The organism is Paenibacillus sp. FA6 (genome assembly GCF_051550225.1).
In the GTDB taxonomy this organism is placed as follows: Bacteria; Bacillota; Bacilli; order Paenibacillales; family Paenibacillaceae; genus Paenibacillus_AQ.
Map to the genome: position 1 here is coordinate 4,495,135 of NZ_CP188820.1, position 23,446 is coordinate 4,518,580.

Sequence of the window (23,446 nt, forward strand, 5' to 3'; positions counted from 1 at the left end):
GTGTTGCGTTGGCATGATGATTCTAATTGGTGTGAAATTTTATTACATTCAGCAGAAGATATCTGCAGTCACCGAGGCTGATCGACTGTACGCTCTCAAGGATCTCATTGGAGCTGAAGAATGGTATCATAAAGCACACAAGAACAAATCGATACAGTATAAGGAACCGGATATTTCCTCGCGACTGACTGAGCTAGCACCGATCAGTGAGATTAATTCTAAACTGAGCGAGATTGATAAAAATGCTAAGCGTGCTAGCGATGATGGAGATTTCGAGATACTCATGACGGTGTATAGAGACTTAGAAGTATTTCGTGGGCTCTATATGAAGGATGGTAACACGTATGCACCCTATTATCGCCAGATTTCTGCTAAATATGAAGTTTCCGATGACTTCACAGCCTATTTCCAACATTTCAAGACTGTCTTCTATCAACAAATGGAGCACAATCTTGATACCAAGAAGTATAGTAATGAGTCCTTCAAATGGAATCTCTTGACCATCCCTGACGCATTCTTTGGTGATGCAGATCTGAAGAAGACTCAACTTTACGACAAATTCAAAGTATATGATCATCGCAAAATGGCCCAAATAGCCGCGAGTGGTGAGTACCAAACTCTTTTAGATGAGTCATTAGCTATGTTGAAACTCTATGATGCCCATCAAATTAAAGCAGACTGGATTACGGATCAATCCGATCTTCTGGCGAGAACCTTCTTGGAGAATGATGCTACGAATGAAAGTTATGCTATATTTGCAACTCATGCAAAGAGCTACAATGCTTTCGTCCAAGTTGCCAACTTTAAGTCCTCCGTGGAGCCTTACATTACGAAACAAATAAGCACATGGATGAAAGCGGCAAAGCGCAACGTATCAAAGAACGAATTTGAGAACGCCATTGCTATATACGAAGGACTTGCCGATTACAAGGATACTACCCTTGAGGTAAAAGAAGCACAGCTAGCATGGAACATCCATGATCCGATCCGTATCCTACAGAGTAGTGACCCAACACGCATATTCACCTCTATAAGTAGCGGAAGCAAACGTTTCGGCGCTTCAGTATATGTACTTGCGTTGGATGAACAGAATTCGATTTACTTCGCAAGAATGAATAAGGATGAGAGTGTTCAAGTACTATCTAATAATAGCTTCCAGCATGATGGGAATATTCAAGACATCTTCATCGAAGATTCGCTCAGTACGAAGGCATTCCCAGTCATTCTTATTCAAGGAGAATCCACCTCAAGAAATGCGCTATTTACCGCCATTGAAGTACGGACAGACGAAATGGTCACATTGTTCCAGATCCATGCGGATGGTTATCAAGTGGATGACAACGGACAGCTCCTAGTGGATAATCCAGATACAATAGAGGGTCCTAGCCAAGTTGCTATATACCAACGCTCTGGGGATAGCTATTCATTCGTTGGCGTGCAGCAAGATTTCATTGACATTTCCGTGGAGGACCTCATTCTATATATGCATGACAAGGTGAAATTCAGTACGACGATCATCCAACCTGGATACAGTGAAGCCTTTGCGATCATGGATGATAGCTACGTAAAACTTACAGGAAGCTATGACTTTTATGAAGGTTCCATTTCCGTAACGGGTATATTCAGTAGGTACGAATATATCTATGTTCAGGATGAGTTAATATCTATTCCGGTATTCGAAGTGGAGAGCATGGAGTAAATGATAGAGTATCAAGTGGAACTTATACTTTCTTATATTTCAAAAAAAAGAGTGGGTCCTCTGTATTAAACAGAGACCCACTCTTTTGCTATTTATTTAAAATTATTCTACAACGATAACCACTTTTGTTTTCTTACCGCCATAACTAACCGTGATCGTAGCTTTCCCTTTACCATTAGCTTTGATTTTGCCATCTTTAACGCTTACCGCTAAAATCTTCGATGAAGTCCATAGCGCTGCCTTAGATACATTATCTTCGCTTCCGTCGGTAAAGGTCGCTGTCGCGATGATATCAGCCTGCTGTCCAACTGTCATTTTCAGACTCACTTTATCCGTCTGTAAATACTTCAACATGTCGACATCCACTGGAATACTTATGGATTTACCTGCATATTTAGCTGTAACCTTTGTTTTACCATATGCTGCGGCAGTTACTTTTCCTTTGTTCACTGTCGCAATTTTATAACTACCCGTTTTCCATTCTGCCAAATCCGTTACATCCTTGGTTGAACCATCACTGAATGTCACGATAATGTTGACTTGTTCTTCTTTAGAACTAGCACTAACTGTTTTCAATGATACGGATTGATGTGAAGCTTCGATACTTTGAACCATATCTACTTCTACTGAAACGGTCACTTTCTGACCACCATATTCAGCTGTAATTGTAGCTTTACCCTTTGTGTAACCTGTTACTTTGCCCTCTTTCACAGCAGCTACGGATGGACTGCTTGACTTCCAAGTCACATCTGCTCCCGTAAGTACTTCACCATTACCGGATGAATCCTTTGCCGTAAGTTCGATATTCTTACTCTCACCAGCACTCAGTACCATAAGTTGAGTATCTGCTTCGAGTTCTTTGACCAATCCCACGTTTACCTTCATGGTGTACTTCGTCTTATCATACAATGCTGTAATCGTAGCCGTTCCTGTTGCAACACCTGTAATTAGTCCATCGCTATCTACTTCAGCAATTTTCTCATCACTCGTGCTCCATTCTGCTTCACTTGTTAGAACAATATTTTTAAGAGGGTCCTTCGTATCATGCACAGCTATAAGACTAGCTGGATAAGGAATGTCTTTCTTGATATCAATAGTTTTAGCATCTAGCGATATTGAAACAGGAATATCGACGCTGACCTTAGTCGTAACCGTTATTCCACCATAAATGGCGCTAACCGTCGCTTCACCCTTTTTATATGCTGTAAGCTTACCGTTTGATACAAATACTACAGCCGCATCACTCGAACTCCATGCAGCCTTGTCCGCCACATTCGTTTTACCCGTTATATCAGCGTAAGCAGCATGAAGCTCTAGCGTCTTAGTATCTCCAACGCTCATTCCCACTTTATCCTCAAGGTCAAGGTGGCGCGGAACGTCAACATCAACCTGAACCGTCACACTCTTATCCCCATACTTCCCAGTAATCGTCGCTGACCCAACGCCTTCAGCATAGATTACTCCTTCTTTGTTAACATAAGCAACGGACTCATTACTAGAAGTCCATGTTGCTAGTTTAGTAACAATGAGATCTGGACTATCAGGATATACAGCTGTTAAAGCGAGCTGTTGTGAAGCATTACCCCCAGTAACAAGACTCAAATATACATTCTGTATATCAACTACCAATTTACGTGTCTTATCAACATCAACCTCGAGGGTTACTGTCTCCGCGCCATAACTAGCTGTTATGGTTGCCGTTCCTGCTCCATAGGCAGTAATCTTACCTTTAATCACATCTGCGACATTCTTATTGCTTGTTGTCCATTTCGCATCTTCAGCCACATCTCTCTGAGATCCATCAGGATACGTAGCTGTCAATGTAACGGTCTGTGAATCCTTTGGATCCTTTGGATCTTTTATCAATAATGATATCCGATCCACACCTAGATCCAGTCGTTTCACATTCTCCACCGTTACTTCTAATGTAACGGTCTGGTTCCCATAAGAAGCTGTAATCGTCGCTACTCCTGCACTTTGAGCCTTAACGTTACCATTTATAACAGTAGCGATATCATCATTACTAGAGGACCAATTTGCTTTATCCGTAACGACCTCGGATCCAACATAGTCAACGTAAGTCGCTTCTAGTTCAATTTTTTTACTATCATTCTTACGAAGCTCAAGACTTTGTACGCTCTTCGTTAGAGATTTCACCTTTTTGCTGACATTTACTTCAATTTTTTCAGTCTCTTTATCACCATAAATACCAGTTATGGTGGTAGTACCTTCCTTTCTAGCTGTCACCGTACCATTAGATATCGTTGCAATGGTATCGTCTTTATTCACCCAGTTCGTGATTATCACATTTTTCTTCGTATCATTGTCGTAACTGGCTGTTACGGTTAGTGTTTCTTTCCCACCAATTTCAAGAAATAATTCATTCTTGGAAATTTCAAGTTTAATCAAGTTCGGTGTTTCAGCTGCCCAGGACGTCCCCGCACTAGCCAAGCTTATAATTAGGATTAATGACATCATTAGGGACCTTTTAAATCTAATATACAATGTTATTTCCCTCCAGTTCTCTTTTTCAAATCTTCTTAGTTACTTTAACTATCGGCAATAGAAGACAAAAACATTAGGAATTCGGGATATTTATATTCCCTATTCTTGAAGTGCACGCTTAGCCAAGACCTGTAGAACAATATCATCCATCGGAGGGTTATGTAGTCCAGCACGGACATCACGGTACATTCTTTCCAGTGGTAGATTCCTTGAAAGGCTACTTGCTCCTACGATTCGCATGGCTTTATCTACGATACGAATGGCATGGTTGGTTACGATATATTTAGCCAGACCCAAATCTGGCTTAAGCGCTATACGTCCATCTGGATCTTGATCCCAACGATCAGCGACAGAATATAACAGTGTACGTGCCGTGATGAGATCAGCCTCCATCTCCCCAATCTGTTGCTGAATACGTGGAAGCTCCGCGATCGGTCCAGGCAGACTATTCGGCTTATAGTTCTTGGCGAAATCCACTGCGAAATGGCGAGCAGCATAAGCGATACCGATATAACATGCAGGAATATGCAGAAGCGATCCGCCGCCATCATCTTTCATTTGTCGTTGTTTCTCTGTCATGGATAAGCTGATCACTTCTTCGTCGGGGACAAATACGTTATCTAGAATAACGTCATGGCTACCTGTAGCACGCATACCTAGTGTATCCCAAGTCTCTTCCAAGCTAAATCCGGGTCCTTTCCTAACAAAAAACTCCCCTACCTCATCATTACCCTCGATCCCTGCTGAGATCGTAAAGTGTTCAACAATCGGGCTAAGCGTACTAAACGTTTTACGTCCACTAATGGACCATCCCCCATCTACCTTCACCGCTGTAGTCTGAGGTTTGCCCCCTCGGGTCGGACTCCCTGTTGCCTGTTCGCTAGCAAAATGGTTAATAACAGCGCCATCTTGAACCACTTCCGCACTGAAACGTGCGAAAAATTCCTCAGACCAACGATTCGTAAATCGAAGACTCAGAATAAGCGCCATATGCCAGCCAACTGCTAAGGCAGTTGAACCATCTCCACGAGCAACCCTTTCTTGCGCTAATAACATTTCATAGAGAGATAATTCCTCCCCACCATATTTCTTCGGTACCGTTAGTTTCAAATACCCCGCATCACGCAGATCTTTGAAATTATCAAAGGGAAATGAACCTTCCTTATCATGTTTCGGTGCACGCTCTGCGAACTTTATAGCTAGTTGATCCGCAAGTAAGGCTATTTCGGCCTCTCTTTCGTTACGTATACAAAAATCTGATGACTGCTGTTGTGTCATTTATAGGTGACCTCCTCATATATTAAGCTTTCGTTCAAGCGACCACTTAATTAGTCAACTCATTTCGCGCTCTTAACAACGTAAAGCGGTTCATACGAACATGATGCGCCTCTCTGAGACTAAGGTCCAATAGCTCCTGTTCTATTCCAAGCTCTGTTGGTTCGATAGGTCCTCCTACCTGATGTAAAAGACTAGCCAATACTTCCGCGTCAGGAATATTCGCTACTTCCTGTTGAATTTCTTCCCAATGAGCATGGATGGCTGCAATGCGCTCTACTTGGATTTTATCAGTAGCATCTGCACTGAACTCCTCCGCAAATGGCGAAGCTGCAAGTTGGTGATACAGTCTAGAGATTTGGATACATGCTACGCCTACTTTGGCACCATGTAATAGCTGTCTTTTACCCAAACGAATATACTCCATCTCCCAATAATGGGACAAATGATGTTCTGCTCCGGAAGCGGAGTGGGATTGACCAAATAAAAGCATGGCTAGACCTGATTCAATCAATGAGCTAATTAAAGTACGGATACCGTCTTCTTGCCGCTCTGCAATACGCTCCACTTGCTCAACACAGGACTGTAACGCATTTCTAGTAATATCCGCCACAGCGACAGAATAAGGCTCTCCCGCAACGATACTTCCAAACTTCCAGTCGAATAATGATGTGTACTTTCCGATCATATCCCCAAATCCTGCCGCTACCATTGCCCTAGGTGCTTGTGTCAGAATCGAAAGATCTGCAAAAATAGCATCGGGTCCAATCGCCTGAATGGTCTTCTTTTCTCCACGCAGAATAATCGGTGCTCCCTTGGAATTAAAACCATCTACGGAAGGTGCAGTAGGTACGGATACAAATGGAATACCGGTTGTATAGGCGGCATATCGAGAAATATCATGAATGGTCCCTGAACCTGCAGCGATGATGATGTCAGGAGTGAATTGTTGAATATCAATGATCAACTGGATAATGGAAGCCTCATCCGCGATAACATCTCCCTGAGAATTAGGCTTAATGATCGTAACCCGATTAGCTATCCCAACACGATCAATCGTTTCCTCTAGCGTTCTCCCTGCGATCTCATAGGTGATATCATCAGCAACAATGATGACTTTATGAACTATTTTCTTTTCGAGATAGGCTGCAACTTTATAAATCGCTTCATTCTCAATGACCAAATCCATTTCAATAGCTTTCAGTGCACTCTCATCGAGCTCAGGGGCAGCTTGTTTAATGCGACTCATGATATCTGTCATAAGATCATCTCTCTTCTATTTAGTATGGAATCACTTAACTTGTTCTAATTCTAAAATATCTATCACATCAGCTAGTGAACTCCAGATCATATCCGGTGTTACACTACTAGCTTCTGCTTCTGCTCTATTCACGGAACCTGTTAATACGAGTGCAGTCATCATTCCTGCATTCTTGCCGAGTCCTATATCTGATACCAGACTATCTCCAATCATCATACAGCGTTCAGCCGGCAGTCCAATCGCCTCAAGTGCCGCTTCAGCCATTAGACTTGAAGGCTTGCCAATAACAACCTCTACCTTCTGATCTGTCGAAGCCTCTATCGCTCCGATCATTCCCGCAACATCAATCGAATCTCCTTCATCACCTGGAAAAGTCTTATCCGCATTCGTAGCTATGATCCGCGCTCCATGACGTACAGCCCGAAAGGCCTCATTCAATTCCTTGTACGTAACAGTCTCATGCAATGTGATCACTAGCCAATCCGCTGATTCCGGCTTCTCTGCTAGCTTAATCCCTGCCAACTCCAGCTCATCTCGTAATCCTTGCTCTCCCAGAACCCATGCCCGACAACCTTCATCATGGTTTCTTAAGTAGTTAGCTGTCACAGTAGACGTTAACAGAATCTCTTCCTCTTGAACCTTGATTCCCATTCCAAGTAGCTTATCATGGCACATCTTTCTCGATATATTGCCACGATTACTTAAGAATACTATTCTTTTACCCTTTGATTTCAAGTAAGCAATGGTATCCAATGCTCCATCAATAGCCTGCTTGCCTTTATATACTGTTCCATCTAGATCTATCACGTACCCATCAATATTCTCTAACATATTGTTATCCACCTCAGTTTTCAATCTTCCTATCTTCTATTATATATCATTCTAATTTCTCCGTTCATTTTTTGAGATTTCTAGAAACTAATTTCAATTAAGATTTGACCCTATTTACTGATTTTTATTGGATTTTAAATACATTAAAATTTAATATATGTAAAAATGATTATTGTTGTAATCCCCTTTATTCACTAAGATTGCCTTAACCCCCATCTTTCATCATGATTCGTTCTCGTACAAGCTATCTGTTGGGATGATTACATTTCATCAAGGAGGTGGCGCGAGTTTCATTCAGATCGAGAAATCACAACCATGTTCTAAGCATAGTGAAGATCAGTCCGAACAATAAGGAGGAGATCATTATGAAATCGAACACCGCAAAGAAGAACTATAAAATTTGGCTAAAAACGACTCTTTCAGCTCTTTGCCTATCCCTTGCTATCCCATTATTCACGTTGGGTGCTGTAGCCGCCGCTACACCTTTTAGCGATAACTTCAACGACGGTGATGCTAATGACTGGGCTCCAACGACTGGCAGTTGGTCAGTTATACAAGATAGTGGCTCTTATGTCTATTCTCAATCGAGTACAAGTGAAGGACGGACATCAGCAGGGAGCCAATCTTGGGGCGACTTCACTGTAAATGCAGATGTTAAGATAGATAATTTCAACGGCACTAATCGCACCTATGTAGCAGGACGTTATAAGGATGGCAACAATTATTATGCTGCCTCTCTCTATAACAAAGATGGGGGTCAACTTGAAATCCGTAAGAAGGTGGGCGGGTCATCATCAACGCTTATCTCCAAAGCATATACGTTATCTACTGGTGTATGGTATAACGTAAAGCTCGAATTGGTTGGGAACACTATCCATATGTATGTGAATGACCAACTCCAATTGACGGCGACCGACTCAAGCCTATCCTCTGGTGCTATAGGATTAGTATCTGCCAAGACCGTTGCGAAATTCGATAATGTCATGGTAACAGACGGAGGAATAACCCCACCCGTAGATCCAGATCCTAATCCTGAACCAGAACCTGATCCAAATCCCCAACCGGCAGAGGGTGATCTGTATGTTGCACCCAATGGCTCAACAAGTAACCCCGGCACCATTTCAAGTCCAACCACATTGAATTCTGCTATTGCCCAAATTGCAGCAGGAAAAACGATATACTTGCGTGGAGGAACATACAGCTTATCATCCACGGTTACGATAGAAAGGGGTAACAATGGGACTTCCAATGCCAATAAGAACCTTGTCGCCTACGGAAGCGAAATACCCGTTCTTGATTTCTCTTCGCAAGCATTTGCTTCAACGAATAGAGGACTACAGCTGTTCGGACATTATTGGACGGTTAAAGGTCTTGAGGTAATGGGCGCTGGAGACAATGGTATTTACATTGGTGGTAACAACAATAGAATTGAGAATGTAGAGACACACCATAATCGGGATACGGGGGTTCAACTCGGACGGTATGCTTCCACAGCTGGATACAGTGACTGGCCAAGTAATAATCTCATTCTCAACTCTTATTCTCATGATAATTACGATACCGATAATGGGGAGGATGCAGATGGTTTCGCAGCCAAACTAACCGTGGGACCAGGAAACGTATTCGACGGTTGTATCGCCGCTTATAACGTTGACGATGGTTGGGATTTATACTCCAAGACTGAGACAGGCGCCATTGGAATTGTCACTATCCGAAATAGTATTGCTCATCATAATGGGCAGACTTCCAACGGATCATCAACGTCAAATAGTGACGGTAACGGATTTAAGCTCGGCGGAGAGAAAATTGCGGTCAATCATATTGTCGAGAACAACATCGCATACCAGAACAAAAAACACGGATTCACTTACAATAGTAATCCCGGTACGATTCAAATGAAGAATAACACCTCCTGGAGTAACGGCCAAAGCAACTTTGCCTTTGATCTTGGAACCCATTTGTTCACCAATAACTTATCCTTCGTAGGTTCTTCGAGCGACAAGACTAGTGGAACTGATGTGCAGAACACAAATGTATGGTGGAAAAACAACAACAGTGTAAACGCAAAGGGGCTCATCGCAAGCTCAGCAGACTTTGCCAGCCTAACTCCCACAGTAACCCGAAACGCAGATGGTTCTCCGAACCTTGGCAATTTCCTAAGTCTCGTTAGTGGTAGTGACTTAAAAGGAGCGGGTACTCCAAACGGTACTAATATTGGGGCAAGGTAGTTCCTCATAACCGTTAGCATTTAAAAAGATGTAGCATCCCATGGCCGAGAATCTTTCGATCATCGGGCGCTACGTTATGCATATGAGATAAGGATTGTCTATTCTTCGACAGACGGATAGCTACTTAATAAATCATTCTTTATGATGTATGTTGCTTAGTTGACTCCTCATTAGATATCATGTATATTTGTGGGAATTAGTTCGTATTTTTAATTCGGAAACAGGAAGCACCTGTAAGAAAGGCCTATTCATGCCTTTCTTACAGGTGCTTTTTGTTTATCCATTTATTTCAGGAGGTTATAACGATGACTATGATTAAGAGACTAGCCGTATTATTCCTTAGCTTTATCTTGGTTACCCTTCTCCCCACGTCGGTATTGGCTGCACCTTTCGAATTAACAGCTTCCGCAAAGACCAATTTCGATAAGATGACTTCATCCACCAATTCAACAACTGCCACAATGATGAACAATCGTTATTCCAATGTTCTTAAGCTGCAACAGCAGGGTCAGGATTGGGACAATAAGATCAAAGATCTCCACTACGTGAATGAAGAAGCATTAATCTTATTAAAAAAGAAAATACAACTTATTGATTCAAATAAACTCACCACATTGCAAACGCAGCTTACACAAACAAGAGATCGATATAAGCCACTATTTAGCATGCAGGAGTCCCTCAATCTACAAAAGGCTGCGGCAAAGAAGCTAAATAATAAAGACTTCTACAAACTTCTTCTATCCCAAAGTGAAAGCATGAAGATAGCCGTTCAGTTAGCACGTTCAGATATACGAACCAAAGAAAGTCTACTCACAAAAGCCAAGACTAATACTGCTACAACAAAGAAGAAACTTCGCGGAGTACTTGATGGTATAGCTCCGCTTAAAGTACAGATCAAAGCAGCCAAAAATGCAGCCAGCACTTCTCAAAAGAAGTTCACTACTGAAACTGCAACCTTCAAGCAATCGATTAAGAATGGTAGTGTAAACCCCACTTTGAAATCCCTTGAAGCATTAAATACACACGCTCAGAAGGTCATAGAACATAAACAAAAGGTATTGTCCCTCGAACAACAAATTAGCGAGACTATAAAGAAGGTCAAGACTCAAGTCCCTTCAGCAGGTTGATGGAGTGTTTCACGCTTATCATACTTTTAGCCCCATGTTATGATTAAGCTAACGTTCAGTAACCATTCAGCGTAATTTCAGCATGAAAGTGGATAATAAGTTGAACAGATGAATCTCCCACAGGGAAGGTGAAATGATGAATACAGTTAAAGGTATAAGAATCATGCTTGCTGATGATGAACCTCATATATTAGAATTTCTAGAAATTGGTTTGGTCAACGAAGGTTATGAAGTGAAAACGGCTCCAGACGGAATGAGCGCCGTCACTTTGGCATATGACTTCCAGCCCCATGTTGTCATTCTTGATGTTATGATGCCTGGCATTGACGGATTTGAAGCTTGTCGAATGATTAAGAAAATTGGATTTACTGTAGCTATTATTATGTTAACAGCTAAAGACGAAATAGATGATCGGGTCAAGGGACTCACTCTTGGAGCGGACGATTACATGGTCAAGCCATTCAGTTTCGATGAGCTATTGGCTCGAATTCAAGCACGGCTACGCAATCAATTTCCGAGCTTATTAGGGGAAGTCATTCTAGGTCCTTTCCAAGTTGACGATCGAAGAAAAGAAATTATTTATGAACAAAGAGTGTTGGAGCTTTCACCCACAGAATATGAGCTTCTAAAGTTTATGGTCATTAATCATGGTATCGTACTCAGTAAGGCTAAAATTCTAGACGCTGTGTGGAGTTATGACTTTGGAGGAGAGGACAACATTGTTGAAGTGTATATTCGTTCTCTGCGTGAAAAGTTGAAAGATAAGGAGCATCGGCTCATTCGTACCTTTAGAGGTTCCGGATACCGAATTGATCTACCATGATTAGGGCATCGGTTGCCCGATTGAAACGGATACTCGCCCCTCAATCTCTTCGATTCCAGCTTCTAACCCGCTCACTATTAATTATGGCTATTCTTCTGCTATTGGTGGGATTGTTACAGTTTATCGTGATGAAGAATTTCATCTATCGGAAACAAGCAGAAACGATGGAAGCACAAATGCAGTCGATGCCACGGGAATTTTTTATGCAGGTGGGTTCTGGGGATCTCCCAAATCGTAGTAACCCTAATAATGCCCGTCTCATCAATCCTCCAGGTGGAGACGCCTTCCTCTTCATGCCGGATATATCATTAGCTTGGATAAGTTCTGCTGGGGTCTATACTGATGTTTCCGGAAGTAATAACAATATCTCACCTATTCTCTCAACAGAAGAATATGAATCTATCCTAAAGGTATCCAATCCTAATAAGGACACGACTTACAAGATTGTCCAGGATAAGAACGGTATTGAACAATTAGTTGTATTCAGATCTATGGGACCACCTAATGATTCATACGGCATTCTTCAAATGGGTATGAACACAGCGCCCTTACAAGAACAAGTGATACACCAGTTACTCATATTTATCAGCTTGTCAGCCATTGCCTTAGTCGCTGGAGCTGCCCTTTATTTACCTGTTCTTCTTCGTACGTTAGTTCCTTTATCCAATATCGTCAAAGCGGTTGAATTAACCGATGTGGGGAATTTAGCTGAACGATTTCCCGTTCACCAAGGTCAAGAGGAAGTTGAACGATTGTCAATTTCTTTTAATGGGATGCTAGAACGGCTGGAGATTTCATTCGAAGCGGAGAAAGAGGCACGCGAACAAATGAGACGTTTCATTGCAGATGCTTCACATGAACTGAGAACACCTCTGACTTCAATACACGGCTTCTTGGAAGTGCTACTCCGTGGTGCTGCTGCCAATCCTGAACAGCTTAACGGTGCTTTGAACAGTATGTATGGAGAGTCCAGACGAGTGAATAAGTTAGTAGAGGATCTGTTGTTATTAGCTAAGATGGACCGCTCTCCTCAGCTTCAGTTAACAGTGATAGCCTTGGATGAACTCATTCGAGAAATGGAGCCACAACTTGAGATTCTCGCAGGTGACCGTAGCATTAATATCAATTTAACATGCGAAGTCCAAGGTATATACGATCCGGATAAAATAAAACAAGTTATCTTGAATTTATTCCAAAATGCTGTTCAGCATACTGATTCGCAGACCGGAAATATTATGATCACTCTTGTCACTGTAGGCAACAAGGCGCAACTTGCGATCAAAGACAATGGCCCCGGTATTCATGAGGATCATCTTACACATTTATTCGAGCGTTTCTATCGTAGTGACTCATCCCGAACCCGTAAATATGGTGGAGCAGGTCTAGGACTATCCATTACAAAGTCCATTGTTGAGGCTCATGGCGGAATCATCCGTGTTGATAGCAAGCCCGGATATGGAGCCACATTCATTGTTGAATTACCTATTACCACTCTACATGTCATGACATAACTAATGATCTACTAGAAGCTAGTGGCACGCACGATTAAATACGAAAACAAGCCTTGGAATGTGATCCAAGGCTTGTTTGGCGTAATAGTTCAGTTAAATAATTCTAGATCATTATGGGAATCTAATAATCCCAGGTTGATTTGATAGCGCATTGGCATTTGCCCCATTGGCTCTTGATAATATATACACAGAATATTCTTGGCCTGCTTGGAGCTTAGCACCAGTAACATCCTTAGAATCTATATTTATAACTACATTGGTGGGATCTGCCTTATAGATCACTTTATAAACTGCGGAAGTGACACTGTAACTGTTTGCATCAGCTAAAGTTAATCCTCTCGCTGATGGTACAATCATCACTTCGTAGAAATCAATATTACTCTCAATCCCCGGCTTAGTAAAACTAACTGTCCAACCTGAACCCTCCACGTTCTGCACTGCACTAACACCAGTCACAGGAGCTACTGCTACTAGAGCACCCGAAAGGGTAACTTCATTCGAATAGGATGACAGTGCATTCGTATTGGCATAGTTCCCTGTTCCTACAGACAAGACGAATACTCGATAACTTACACCATTTCTAATGAGATCACCATTGACGTCTCTTGCATTAGAAGCAAGCACTTGGCTGAGATTGTTGTATCCCGTCTTAGAAACATAGGTATAGTTAGAGCTCGATACAGCGTTGGCTGATGATAGACCAAAGCTGCCTGCATTACCCGATTTAACAACCATAATACGGTAATGGCTAATGTTCGATTCATCGTTGGCACGATCAAATGACACGCGTAAGTCACGACCATCATTGTAATCACTTACGTCACTTACACCAATACCAGTTACAGCATTGACGTTTGAATTACTATCTAACTTAATCTCATAGGAATAAGAAGATAACGCATTCGTATTGGCATAACTTCCCGTGCCTACCGACAAGACGAATACGCGATAATTCGTACCATTCCTAATCGTTGTACCATCTACATCTCTTGCACCAGATGATAGAACTTGGCTGATACTGCTTCCCGTTTTAGAAACATAAGTATAGTTAGAACTGGATACCGCATTAGCTGATGACAGATTGAAGTTACCCGCATTACCTGATTTCACAACCATAATGCGATAATGATTAATATTCGATTCATTACTTACGCGATTAAATGTAACTCGTAAATCGCGACCATCACCATAGTCACTTACATCTGTCACACCAATATTCGTGACAGCATTAACATCCGTATTTACAGCTAAGGTAATCATTGATGAATAAGAAGACAACGCATTCTTCCCTGCAGAGCTCCCTGTTCCAACTGACAAGACAAATACTCGATAGTTAACGCCATTCCTTATGGTCGCACCGTCAACATCTCTTGCACTGGATGCTAGTACCTGACTAATATTAGTTCCTTTCTTGTTGACTGTCGTATAGTTAGAGCTCGATACTGCATTAGCTTTAGTTAGATTAAAGTTACCTGCATCATTCGATTTGACAACCAATATGCGGTAGGAACCTAATTTCGATTCATCAGCCACTTTATTAAAACTGACCAACATATCGCGCCCATCGCCATAGTCACTCGCATCGCTAGCTACCATATTGGTTACAGCTGCTACAGAGGAACTATTGGATATATTCACTGTTGAGGATGCATTAGAGAGCACACTTGAAACGGATCCCTTGCCCACAGTCAGTACATACACAACGTAAGATTGATTGGCTCTAATCAATTCTCCACTCACGTCTTTAGCTTGAGAGGCTAACGTTACAGTGATATCCTTGCCTTGAACTGGAACCGAAGTATAATTCTTATTCGACAAGGCTGTTGCAAGATTAAAGGTTGATGATAAGGCCGATTTCACGACAAAAACACGATATTCATTCACTCCAGATTCCATCGTTGCCTTAGAAAAGCTTACCTGCAAGTCGCGACCATCTCCCGTTTGACCAACAACTTTCGTGTTGATATAGGATACTGGATTGACCTTAGTTGTTGTTGTAATTGTCACCTTTTGGGTAGAAGAATTCCAATCTACCACTTCACCAAGTGCTTCACTGACGAAACGAACAGGAACTAATACTCTTCCTTTTATATTCTGAGCAGGAACATCCAAACTTACCGTTGTATTATTGATCGTCGCTGTCTTCACACCTAATTTCAGGACAATCGTCTTGCCATCTTTGGTCGCTGTTACGACCTTCGTCTGCTGGTTCCAATCTACACTCGCATCAAGAGCTTCAAAAATCGCTCTCAAAGGTAATAAAGCTCGACCAGATACTAGAATTGGATCCTGATCCGAAGTTAACTTAACCCCATTAATATACACTCCGATTGGAGCAGCTGCCTGCACTTGCGTTTGAAGCAATACAGAAATCACGAGAATACTGGACATAATAATAGACAACATCTTCTTCATGCATGTAAACCTCCCTAAATCTCATTATTATTTCATCTTAGTATCTAAGACGTAATAACTCAACCAAAAGTTTCCCATTTGTGTTTAAAAAGACAAAAGACACCTCAGCCGGTGTCTTAGCTTGTCCCTATCATTCAGGAGCGTGCATGTTAAGCTTTCTCTAATATTTGCTCGATTTCACTTTTGAGCAATAGATATCTATGGGTACTTCTCATAATCGGAACTTTATTTAGTTTGTTCTTCTCTACATATACTTTCATTTGATCCTTCGTGAGACCTAAACGGCTCCCCGCTTCGGTAACAGTTAACACCGCTTCATTGCTAGTAGCATTAAAGGTTTTCTTTACTTTCTGATTCCAATCTTCAAATTCTTGCATATTATATCATCAACCTTTCTTATTCCTCAATCGATGATCTACACTGGACTGATATATTCATTATACCATGATCTAGCACTCTTGTGTGCGCTTAAGTGATTCCTTTTGCTTTATCACGTTCATTTTAGCGCATATTCTATCGAAAAAGTGATGATTGTACAATAAGACCCTCAATCGCAAGGATTGGGGGTCTTATTGTACAAGTATGCCTTAGAATAAATCGCTTAACATATCAAGAACTGAGTTTTTCTTCTTTTTATGTTTATAATTTCTATCATCTGAAGAGTTTCTATTATCATCTCTTCTATGGTCTTCATATCTTTCGTTATCATCTTCACGGTGCCATTCATTGTATTCTTGGCGCACTTCACGTACACCCGACATTAGTTTGTCTAATTCTCCACGGTCCAACCAGACGCCCTTACAATCTGGACAAACATCTATATGGACACCATTCTTGTCCACTTCTCTCATCCTTACATCATGACATATTGGGCATTTCATTCGCAGTCCCCTCCTAACGTATTAGTATGTCTACTAATACGGAAATGAATACATCAGGTTTCAATCAATACATCAATCCAACACTCGGCTTCCCCAGACGTTCACTCCAGTTTTGGACATCGCACTAAATGTTATAACTTGCTTCTCCGCAGCCGAATCCCATTCACTTGAAAATACACCGTCATAGATAACGTCATCTATTGATAGTTGAACCCCAGCATCGCTAGTAGATTTCCACGTACCATTGACATCAGCGGATATTTGCCCCTTTTTGGAAAGTGTAATTGAAGTAGACTCTTTGATATCAGTAGTAATATCCTTCCCATGATTTATAAATTTATATTCACCTGCAATATCCTTCGAATTAAACTTTGTCTGCTCATGTGTATTTGCTGCATATCGGTATGGAGCCACAACCGGCCATCCTTCTGCATTCATATACATTTCATGGACACGAATTTCATGTTCCTCACCTCGATCAGGAAAGCGTGTGTGAAAGATCAAGAAATACTTGCCTGCTTCCGCATCATAGTACGCTGAGTTATGCCCTGGAGATACATAGCCAGTACCTGAAGTCCCTTCAGCCAGATCACCATTCAGACTATTGAACATATAGTTACCCATCATCTTTACACCAAAAGGCTCGATAGTAAGATCATCAAACAAAGGCATACTAGCATCTGATTTGGCATCAACCATATCAACACCCTCTGCGTCATAGAACGGTCCATCCGGATTCTCAGAGCGAGCCATACGCATATTGTATGCTCCATTCGCATCAAGACCACCGAAGGATAGGAATAAATAATAAAAGTTCGTTTCTGGACTATACAACATATATGGTCCTTCAATTCGACTATGATTTCCTCCCAATAGTTTCTTGCCGTAACCTTGATCTGGAAGTGGTTTTCCTGCTACAGGATCCATCTTCATGATGAATATCCCCCCAGAATAAGAACCATACACCATCCATAAATTATTATCCTTATCATAAAAGACATCGGGATCTACCACATTCGGATGCACTAGTGCATCATAGATAGTCCCATCTTCACTAGGTTCACCCCACATACCGGATTTCAGAATGATTCCTTGATCTTTATAAGGTCCTTCCACTTGGTCAGCTACTGCCACTCCCATGGCTGATCTCGGAGAATCCCCTTTGCAAGCATTATAGTACATATAAAACTTACCATCTGCTAGCTGAATAACGTCTGCCGCCCATAGTGTATCCGATTCCGCCCAAGCCAATGCATCCTTTAATTCTTCCTTTACACTCGGAATCATTACATTCGTATTCTTCACGCCAGAATCAACGAGTTCCCAGTTCATTAAATCCTTCGTCTTAGCCGCTGCTAGATGTGAACCAAATACGTAGAACATATCATCCACTTTTATAATGGAAGGATCATGCACAGATGCTTCTGTAAACATAGGAATAACCTCTCTTTCGTTCTTTTTGACATCATTATTACAACCTGTAAGAACCGCACTCAGCGCCAACGATGTACAGATGAAGATGATTAATGTTGTAGGCATTGTCCGATAAAATCGATTATTCATACTTTTCAGTTCTCCTCCCCTAATGTCGAAAATAGGCGCTAATAGGATATTCTCTCGAAGTACTCACTAAAAAAATGCTGTTGTTCTTATAATTACACCTAACGTTAATATAGGAATTAATTTGTATGCATATTTATTAACAATAGCATTATTCCTTCTTAAAAATCAATCATCAATTAACAAGTGGAAAGACAGCAACCTATGCAGAGTTGCTGTCTTTCCACTTGAAAACGATTCTATCTAGACCTTGCTCATTCACATGTTTACCTTTTGGTGATAGATATAGCCCTTCTAGCCTTCGTGCAGTTTAAATCATACACCCTGCCATAAGCTTTAGCGTAGCTAACAATAGACTTTATCATTGCTGAGTCAGATAGCTTAGTGAACGGGCACGGATCAGGTTTCGTATTCACCTCTAGAATCCAGATTTTCAAATGACGGTCAATGGCTATATCTAATCCAATCTCATTCATTGCGGGATAAGAATCATTGAATTTTTTGGCAGTCATCAACCCAATACTAGTCATCTCATCGATAAGTTGTGCCGCCTTCTTGGGCTCCGTTACTTTAGACAGCAATTCATCTGCGGCATAAATTGTACCCCCTTGGCTTCCATTAGTGACCACTCTCTTGGGATGAGCAAGCCGTGCGGCTATACCTGTACAATCCCACTTACCCTTCTTACTCCTTTGTATCATAACTCGAAAATCAAAGGGTCTCTTACGATACTTCAACATCTTAATACCCCGTTGTACAAGATAGGGCTTGTTCCCTATTCGACGTTGAATGCATACGTACATTTGTTGAAATGTACGAAAGGAATATTCTCGAATGCCATCCCGGTAACGATACGTAGATCCACACTGTTCAATTCTGATGACCCCAATGCCACGCGAACCACAGACGGGCTTGATATATACCATTTGGTACCATTTCAGCATTTGAGAAAGCCTACTGATCGTTAATCCCACAGTTTGAGGAATATAAGGAGTCAATTTAGGGTTTTGCAGCAGGACTTTTGTCTTGATGAGCTTACTAGACACATATTTCCTTGTTCCATTCATGAGTAGATTCCCCTTCATAATAAACATTCCTTACTACTAACTTATGGATGTCAGATTACATAGGTGAAGAATACGCTCCATATTTATTTGCATTCATACGAACCTGCATAGGCTAATCTACATAAAGTAAAGCATCAAGACTCGTGGAGGATAAATAATGCTTATTACTCAGGAAGTAGAGCAATATATTCAACATACTTTCGATCGATTTCTGTGGTATAAGTCTCTAGGTTCCCAATCTCATAACCGCTTTACAACTGCACACAATCTAGAAGAGCTTCCTCTTTTGACATCGACTGTGCTAGAGAAATATTACTACATTCCAGATCACCCTTTTGAACAATACAGGAACCATCATTGCTATCAGACTTCAGGAACCAGCAGTAATCTTAGAAAAAATATATATTATTCGAATCATGATGAAAATGAATATATTCGGATTAAAGCCTGTGTTATGGACACTATTCTAAATGGTTACCCAGCCACTAGAGTGTTAATCGACATGGGCACAGGACATGCGGCAGCTACTGCCAAAGTACTATTCGCTCAGCTTGGATTGGAAGTCGACACGGTATCTTTTCAACTTCCAATCGAACAACATTTAGAGAGACTTACTGTCTTCAGACCCGACGTGCTATACACTATGCCTTCTATTCTTGAGCGTATCCTATTGTCATCTAATGATCCAACAGCATATGGGATTCGCAAGATTATTCTTGTTGGTGAAGTAGCATCTCCTGCCTGGCAACAACAAGTAGCAGACCGAATGGAGCTAGATCCAGATGATATAACAGATACCTACGGATCCATTGAGATTGGAACTATTGCTCGTTACGATCATACCGTCGATCGTTATATAATCGTTGAAGGAATCATCGCTGAAGGTCTAACTGCTCAAGGGGTGGGGCAGGTCACGGATGTATTAGCAGAGAATGAATCCGTGCTCGTACTCACTTCTACGGTTAGAGAACTATTTCCCGCACTCCGATTCGTCACATATGATGTTGTGCGTGATTTCCAATCCGAGATGGTTAACGGACAGATGAGACAGAGCTTTCAAAGTATCACTCGAAGAATTGGAAATGAACTTAAACATGGTGAGAAGATCAGTCTGTATGACATCGAAGTTGCCGTATATCGACACGTTCATGATGCAAGTATTCGGGTCATTTCGACGAATAATGAACTGACCATACAAATCATTAACAACACAGGTCCTTTGGATATGTTCGTGCTTGAAGCGATACAGCAGGACATTTCACAGCAGATTCCCGAGATCCGAATCATGATCCAGAATGGATTGTTGCAGGAAATCCGAGTGGTTCAAGGATTCTTCGACGATTCCCAGCACAGAAATACAATTAAATTAAAGAGAATTCACACTCAGGAGGACGTGTTGTGATGAACATTGATGAAGGATTATTTCGTACCATTGGATGTACACCATTAATCCCACTTCGGAGGTTGTTCAAACAAGCACCCTTCACCGTATTCGGCAAGCTCGAAATGATGAATCCAGGAGGAAGCATTAAAGACAGAACGGCCCTGAATATGATTCGTGAAGCGATAAAGCGTGGCGATCTCCGTGAGAACTCCGTGGTTATTGAATCAAGTTCAGGAAACCTTGGCATTAGTCTTGCTCTTATTTGTCGTTATTTGGGTCTGAGATTTATCTGTGTCGTAGATCCGCGAACAACGCAAGCGCACAAAGCGATCATTCGTAGCTTCGGTGGGGAAATTAATCTCGTAACTGAAAAGGATGAATTAACAGGGGAGTTTCTACCGGCACGTATACAGCGGGTTAACGAACTTCTTCATCATATCCCGAATAGCTATTGGACTAATCAATATGGGAACGCCGACAATTATCTTGCGCATGAGCTTACGACGATGCCAGAAATTGCGAACATGCTAGGCAAAGTAGATTATCTATTCTGCGGGGTTAGCTCATGTGGTACGATCCGGGGCTGTATGGAATATATCCGTAACAATAACTTACACACGAAGATTGTAGCTGTTGACGCAAAAGGTAGTATTTTATTTGGAGGAAAAAGGGGTTCGAGGCAATTCCCTGGTCTGGGCGCAGGCATCGTCCCAGCCCTTTATCGTCCCGATGTGGCGGACATGGTCATACATGTGACCGACATGGAATGCGTTCTAGGTTGTCGTGATCTAGTTCATCATGAATCCATAATGGCTGGCGCCTCATCAGGAGGGGTCATCGCTGCTATTCAGAGAATGGTGGCATCTATTCCTGATGGTTCCGTATGTGTGGCCATTCTACCTGACCGCGGTGATCGTTATACGGATACCATTTATGACGATACGTGGGTCGAACGCGAAATAGGTATAAGAGATACCGATCCTCAGGATCATGAGTCATGAAATATTTAAATGATGATCATATTAAAGCCATCGGCATAAATTGGACTAAGCTTATTGAGGTTATCGAGAGTACTGTTTCTACAATAGATAGAGGAGAATATGAACAACCATTAAAACCTTACTTACGCTTTCGTGACCCATCGCAACGAATTATTGCCATGCCCGCCTTCGTTGGAGGTAATACCGAGATGTGCGGAATCAAATGGATTGCAAGCTATCCCGATAATTTACGAAAAGGTCTACCTCGTGCTCACAGTACCATGATCCTGAATGATCCCAGCAACGGAAGGCCGCTAGCTTTCATCGAAAGTGGTCTGCTCAGCGGTCTGCGGACAGCAGCCGTAAGTGGACTCGTTCTCAAGCATTATACTTCTGTTCATAAGCTCGAATCTATAAGATTGGGTATTGTAGGCTGGGGTCCGATTGGACGCCTCCATGCATCAATGTGCGCAAGTGAGCTAGGAAGTAGACTTGCTCAGATCTCACTTTACGACATCAAGGGTATCGACCTGACAACCATCGATCCTGCATGTCGTCCGATAACCGAAATAACGGAGAATTGGCAAGATGTCTACCGTCATTCGGATATATTCACCACTTGTACGGTATCTGCACAACGCTATATTGACGAATCACCTCCGGCTGGAACACTACTGCTTAACGTTTCGCTTCGAGATTATTTATCTAACAGCGTCAAAGACATTCGGGCCATTCTCGTAGACGATTGGGATGAGGTATGTCGAGAGAATACAGATATCGAGCAACTTCACCGCGAACACGGGTTGACACGAGATGCAACGTTCACGCTGACGGATATGGTATGTAGGAATGGCTTCGCTGGTGTTGATCGGAATGATACGATCTTCTTTAATCCCATGGGACTTGCTGCCTTTGATATTGCCATAGCTACTTACTACTTGAGGGAAGCGGAACGATTAGGTGTAGGTATTTCCCTCTAGTGAAAGTTTACTACCAACAACTATCTGAGCTAGTTTACAGTTCTCGTTAGGCGCGGATTGATTCAATCCGCGCCTAACGATTAGACCTTCGCAATCAACTTAGAAAATAAAAAAAGACCCTAGTATAGGGTCTTTACCTTTGAAACAATAAAGCAGTTGATAGAAATAATGGGTCATGAAGGGCTTGAACCTTCGACACCCTGATTAAGAGTCAGGTGCTCTACCAACTGAGCTAATGGCCCATAAATGGCTTGAAATATAGCATTTGAAGCTATGGTGCCGTCGAGAGGACTTGAACCCCCAACCTACTGATTACAAGTCAGTTGCTCTACCAGTTGAGCTACAACGGCGCATCTATACAACTTACAAGGATATACTAATGGTGGCTCGGAACGGAATCGAACCGCCGACACGAGGATTTTCAGTCCTCTGCTCTACCGACTGAGCTACCGAGCCATATATGAGATTAACTTCAATTTTTCAATTAATAATAATTGGTTGCGGGGGCAGGATTTGAACCTGCGACCTTCGGGTTATGAGCCCGACGAGCTACCGTGCTGCTCCACCCCGCGTCATTAAAAATATTAAAATGGTGACCCGTAGGGGACTCGAACCCCTGATACCTCCGTGAAAGGGAGGTGTCTTAACCACTTGACCAACGGGCCGTAAGAAACTCGAACCTGTAATAATTGTTAATAGTCGAACGCTCTACCAATTGAGCCAATAGCCTCTATTAGTATCTATGTTATTCAGGCAAAAAAAACCACATCATTTGTGGTTCTTATGCTTGGCGACGTCCTACTCTCCCAGGACCCTGCGGTCCAAGTACCATCGGCGCTGGAGGGCTTAACGGTCGTGTTCGGGATGGGTACGTGTGGAACCCCTCCGCTATCGCCACCAAACATGCATTTGTGGAACA

General features: G+C 42.0%; 16 protein-coding genes, 5 tRNA genes, 1 rRNA gene and 2 pseudogenes. 9 read left to right on the forward strand and 15 right to left on the reverse strand.

The features are described from left to right. Window positions 1–13 precede the first annotated feature (13 nt). A complete protein-coding gene (locus ACP8HI_RS20560) occupies window positions 14–1,699 on the forward strand; it encodes a hypothetical protein (RefSeq protein WP_438348022.1) in 1,686 nt (561 codons plus the stop codon). 102 nt (window positions 1,700–1,801) lie between these two features. On the opposite strand, the gene ACP8HI_RS20565 is transcribed toward ACP8HI_RS20560, so the two are convergent. From ACP8HI_RS20565 to ACP8HI_RS20580, 4 genes are all read right to left on the reverse strand, one after another. After that, window positions 1,802–4,177 (reverse strand): Ig-like domain-containing protein, encoded by a 2,376-nt coding sequence (locus ACP8HI_RS20565; protein WP_438348023.1) that lies wholly within the window; start codon window positions 4,175–4,177, stop codon window positions 1,802–1,804. A gap of 126 nt (window positions 4,178–4,303) precedes the next feature. Next, window positions 4,304–5,482, reverse strand: coding sequence for an acyl-CoA dehydrogenase family protein (locus tag ACP8HI_RS20570; protein ID WP_438348024.1), 1,179 nt, complete (start codon window positions 5,480–5,482; stop codon window positions 4,304–4,306). Between the two features lie 46 nt (window positions 5,483–5,528). Continuing rightward, window positions 5,529–6,728 carry a sn-glycerol-1-phosphate dehydrogenase gene (locus ACP8HI_RS20575; RefSeq protein ID WP_438348025.1) on the reverse strand — a complete coding sequence of 400 codons (1,200 nt, stop codon included), beginning with the start codon at window positions 6,726–6,728 and terminating at the stop codon, window positions 5,529–5,531. Window positions 6,729–6,770: 42 nt separating this feature from the next. Beyond that, on the reverse strand, window positions 6,771–7,571 hold the full coding sequence (locus ACP8HI_RS20580; RefSeq protein WP_438348026.1) for an HAD-IIA family hydrolase: 801 nt from the start codon (window positions 7,569–7,571) through the stop codon (window positions 6,771–6,773). Window positions 7,572–7,936: 365 nt separating this feature from the next. On the opposite strand from ACP8HI_RS20580, the pseudogene ACP8HI_RS20585 reads away from it, so the two are divergent. From ACP8HI_RS20585 to ACP8HI_RS20605, 5 genes and pseudogenes are all read left to right on the forward strand, one after another. Then, window positions 7,937–8,551 (forward strand): annotated as a pseudogene (locus ACP8HI_RS20585) (family 16 glycoside hydrolase); the annotation flags it as partial. Window positions 8,552–8,635: 84 nt separating this feature from the next. Continuing rightward, a pseudogene (locus ACP8HI_RS20590) lies at window positions 8,636–9,799 on the forward strand (right-handed parallel beta-helix repeat-containing protein); the annotation flags it as partial. A gap of 305 nt (window positions 9,800–10,104) precedes the next feature. Further along, window positions 10,105–10,926, forward strand: coding sequence for a hypothetical protein (locus tag ACP8HI_RS20595; protein WP_438348027.1), 822 nt, complete (start codon window positions 10,105–10,107; stop codon window positions 10,924–10,926). Between the two features lie 136 nt (window positions 10,927–11,062). Beyond that, window positions 11,063–11,749 (forward strand): response regulator transcription factor, encoded by a 687-nt coding sequence (locus ACP8HI_RS20600; protein ID WP_438351924.1) that lies wholly within the window; start codon window positions 11,063–11,065, stop codon window positions 11,747–11,749. Beyond that, window positions 11,746–13,260, forward strand: a complete 1,515-nt coding sequence (locus ACP8HI_RS20605) for a sensor histidine kinase (protein WP_438348028.1) — start codon at window positions 11,746–11,748, stop codon at window positions 13,258–13,260. Before ACP8HI_RS20600 ends, ACP8HI_RS20605 begins: the two co-directional genes overlap by 4 nt. A gap of 111 nt (window positions 13,261–13,371) precedes the next feature. Here the strand turns inward: ACP8HI_RS20605 and ACP8HI_RS20610 are convergent, their stop codons facing one another. The 5 genes from ACP8HI_RS20610 to ACP8HI_RS20630 form a co-directional block, all read right to left on the reverse strand. Then, window positions 13,372–15,675 (reverse strand): stalk domain-containing protein, encoded by a 2,304-nt coding sequence (locus ACP8HI_RS20610; protein WP_438348029.1) that lies wholly within the window; start codon window positions 15,673–15,675, stop codon window positions 13,372–13,374. 149 nt (window positions 15,676–15,824) lie between these two features. Further along, the gene (locus tag ACP8HI_RS20615) at window positions 15,825–16,052 is read right to left on the reverse strand and encodes a DNA-binding protein (protein WP_438348030.1); all 228 of its coding nucleotides are present in this window, start codon (window positions 16,050–16,052) and stop codon (window positions 15,825–15,827) included. A gap of 210 nt (window positions 16,053–16,262) precedes the next feature. After that, complete coding sequence (locus ACP8HI_RS20620; RefSeq protein WP_438348031.1) at window positions 16,263–16,556, reverse strand: zf-TFIIB domain-containing protein; 294 nt, start codon at window positions 16,554–16,556, stop codon at window positions 16,263–16,265. Window positions 16,557–16,628: 72 nt separating this feature from the next. Beyond that, a complete protein-coding gene (locus ACP8HI_RS20625; RefSeq protein ID WP_438348032.1) occupies window positions 16,629–18,119 on the reverse strand; it encodes a glycoside hydrolase family 43 protein in 1,491 nt (496 codons plus the stop codon). A gap of 263 nt (window positions 18,120–18,382) precedes the next feature. Further along, window positions 18,383–19,183 carry a YheC/YheD family protein gene (locus ACP8HI_RS20630; protein ID WP_438348033.1) on the reverse strand — a complete coding sequence of 267 codons (801 nt, stop codon included), beginning with the start codon at window positions 19,181–19,183 and terminating at the stop codon, window positions 18,383–18,385. A 157-nt stretch (window positions 19,184–19,340) separates the two neighbouring features. Here ACP8HI_RS20630 and ACP8HI_RS20635 point away from each other — a divergent pair, with 157 nt between their 5' ends. Genes ACP8HI_RS20635 through ACP8HI_RS20645 form a run of 3 tightly spaced genes read left to right on the forward strand, consistent with a single transcriptional unit; the run spans window position 19,341 to window position 22,527 of the window. Then, complete coding sequence (locus tag ACP8HI_RS20635) at window positions 19,341–20,585, forward strand: AMP-binding protein (protein WP_438348034.1); 1,245 nt, start codon at window positions 19,341–19,343, stop codon at window positions 20,583–20,585. Then, on the forward strand, window positions 20,585–21,568 hold the full coding sequence (gene sbnA, locus ACP8HI_RS20640) for a 2,3-diaminopropionate biosynthesis protein SbnA (RefSeq protein WP_438351925.1): 984 nt from the start codon (window positions 20,585–20,587) through the stop codon (window positions 21,566–21,568). The genes ACP8HI_RS20635 and sbnA overlap by 1 nt, the downstream gene beginning before the upstream one ends. Next, window positions 21,565–22,527, forward strand: a complete 963-nt coding sequence (locus ACP8HI_RS20645) for a 2,3-diaminopropionate biosynthesis protein SbnB (protein ID WP_438348035.1) — start codon at window positions 21,565–21,567, stop codon at window positions 22,525–22,527. Before sbnA ends, ACP8HI_RS20645 begins: the two co-directional genes overlap by 4 nt. A gap of 169 nt (window positions 22,528–22,696) precedes the next feature. Here ACP8HI_RS20645 and ACP8HI_RS20650 read toward each other — a convergent pair. The 6 genes from ACP8HI_RS20650 to rrf form a co-directional block, all read right to left on the reverse strand. Further along, a tRNA-Lys gene (locus tag ACP8HI_RS20650) sits at window positions 22,697–22,769 on the reverse strand. A 32-nt stretch (window positions 22,770–22,801) separates the two neighbouring features. Further along, a tRNA-Thr gene (locus tag ACP8HI_RS20655) sits at window positions 22,802–22,877 on the reverse strand. 30 nt (window positions 22,878–22,907) lie between these two features. Then, window positions 22,908–22,983, reverse strand: a tRNA-Phe gene (locus ACP8HI_RS20660). Between the two features lie 39 nt (window positions 22,984–23,022). After that, window positions 23,023–23,099 (reverse strand) — tRNA-Met (locus ACP8HI_RS20665). A gap of 18 nt (window positions 23,100–23,117) precedes the next feature. Then, window positions 23,118–23,192: transfer RNA gene (locus ACP8HI_RS20670), tRNA-Glu, on the reverse strand. A 120-nt stretch (window positions 23,193–23,312) separates the two neighbouring features. Continuing rightward, window positions 23,313–23,429: ribosomal RNA gene (gene rrf, locus ACP8HI_RS20675) — 5S ribosomal RNA — on the reverse strand. Window positions 23,430–23,446 lie beyond the last annotated feature (17 nt).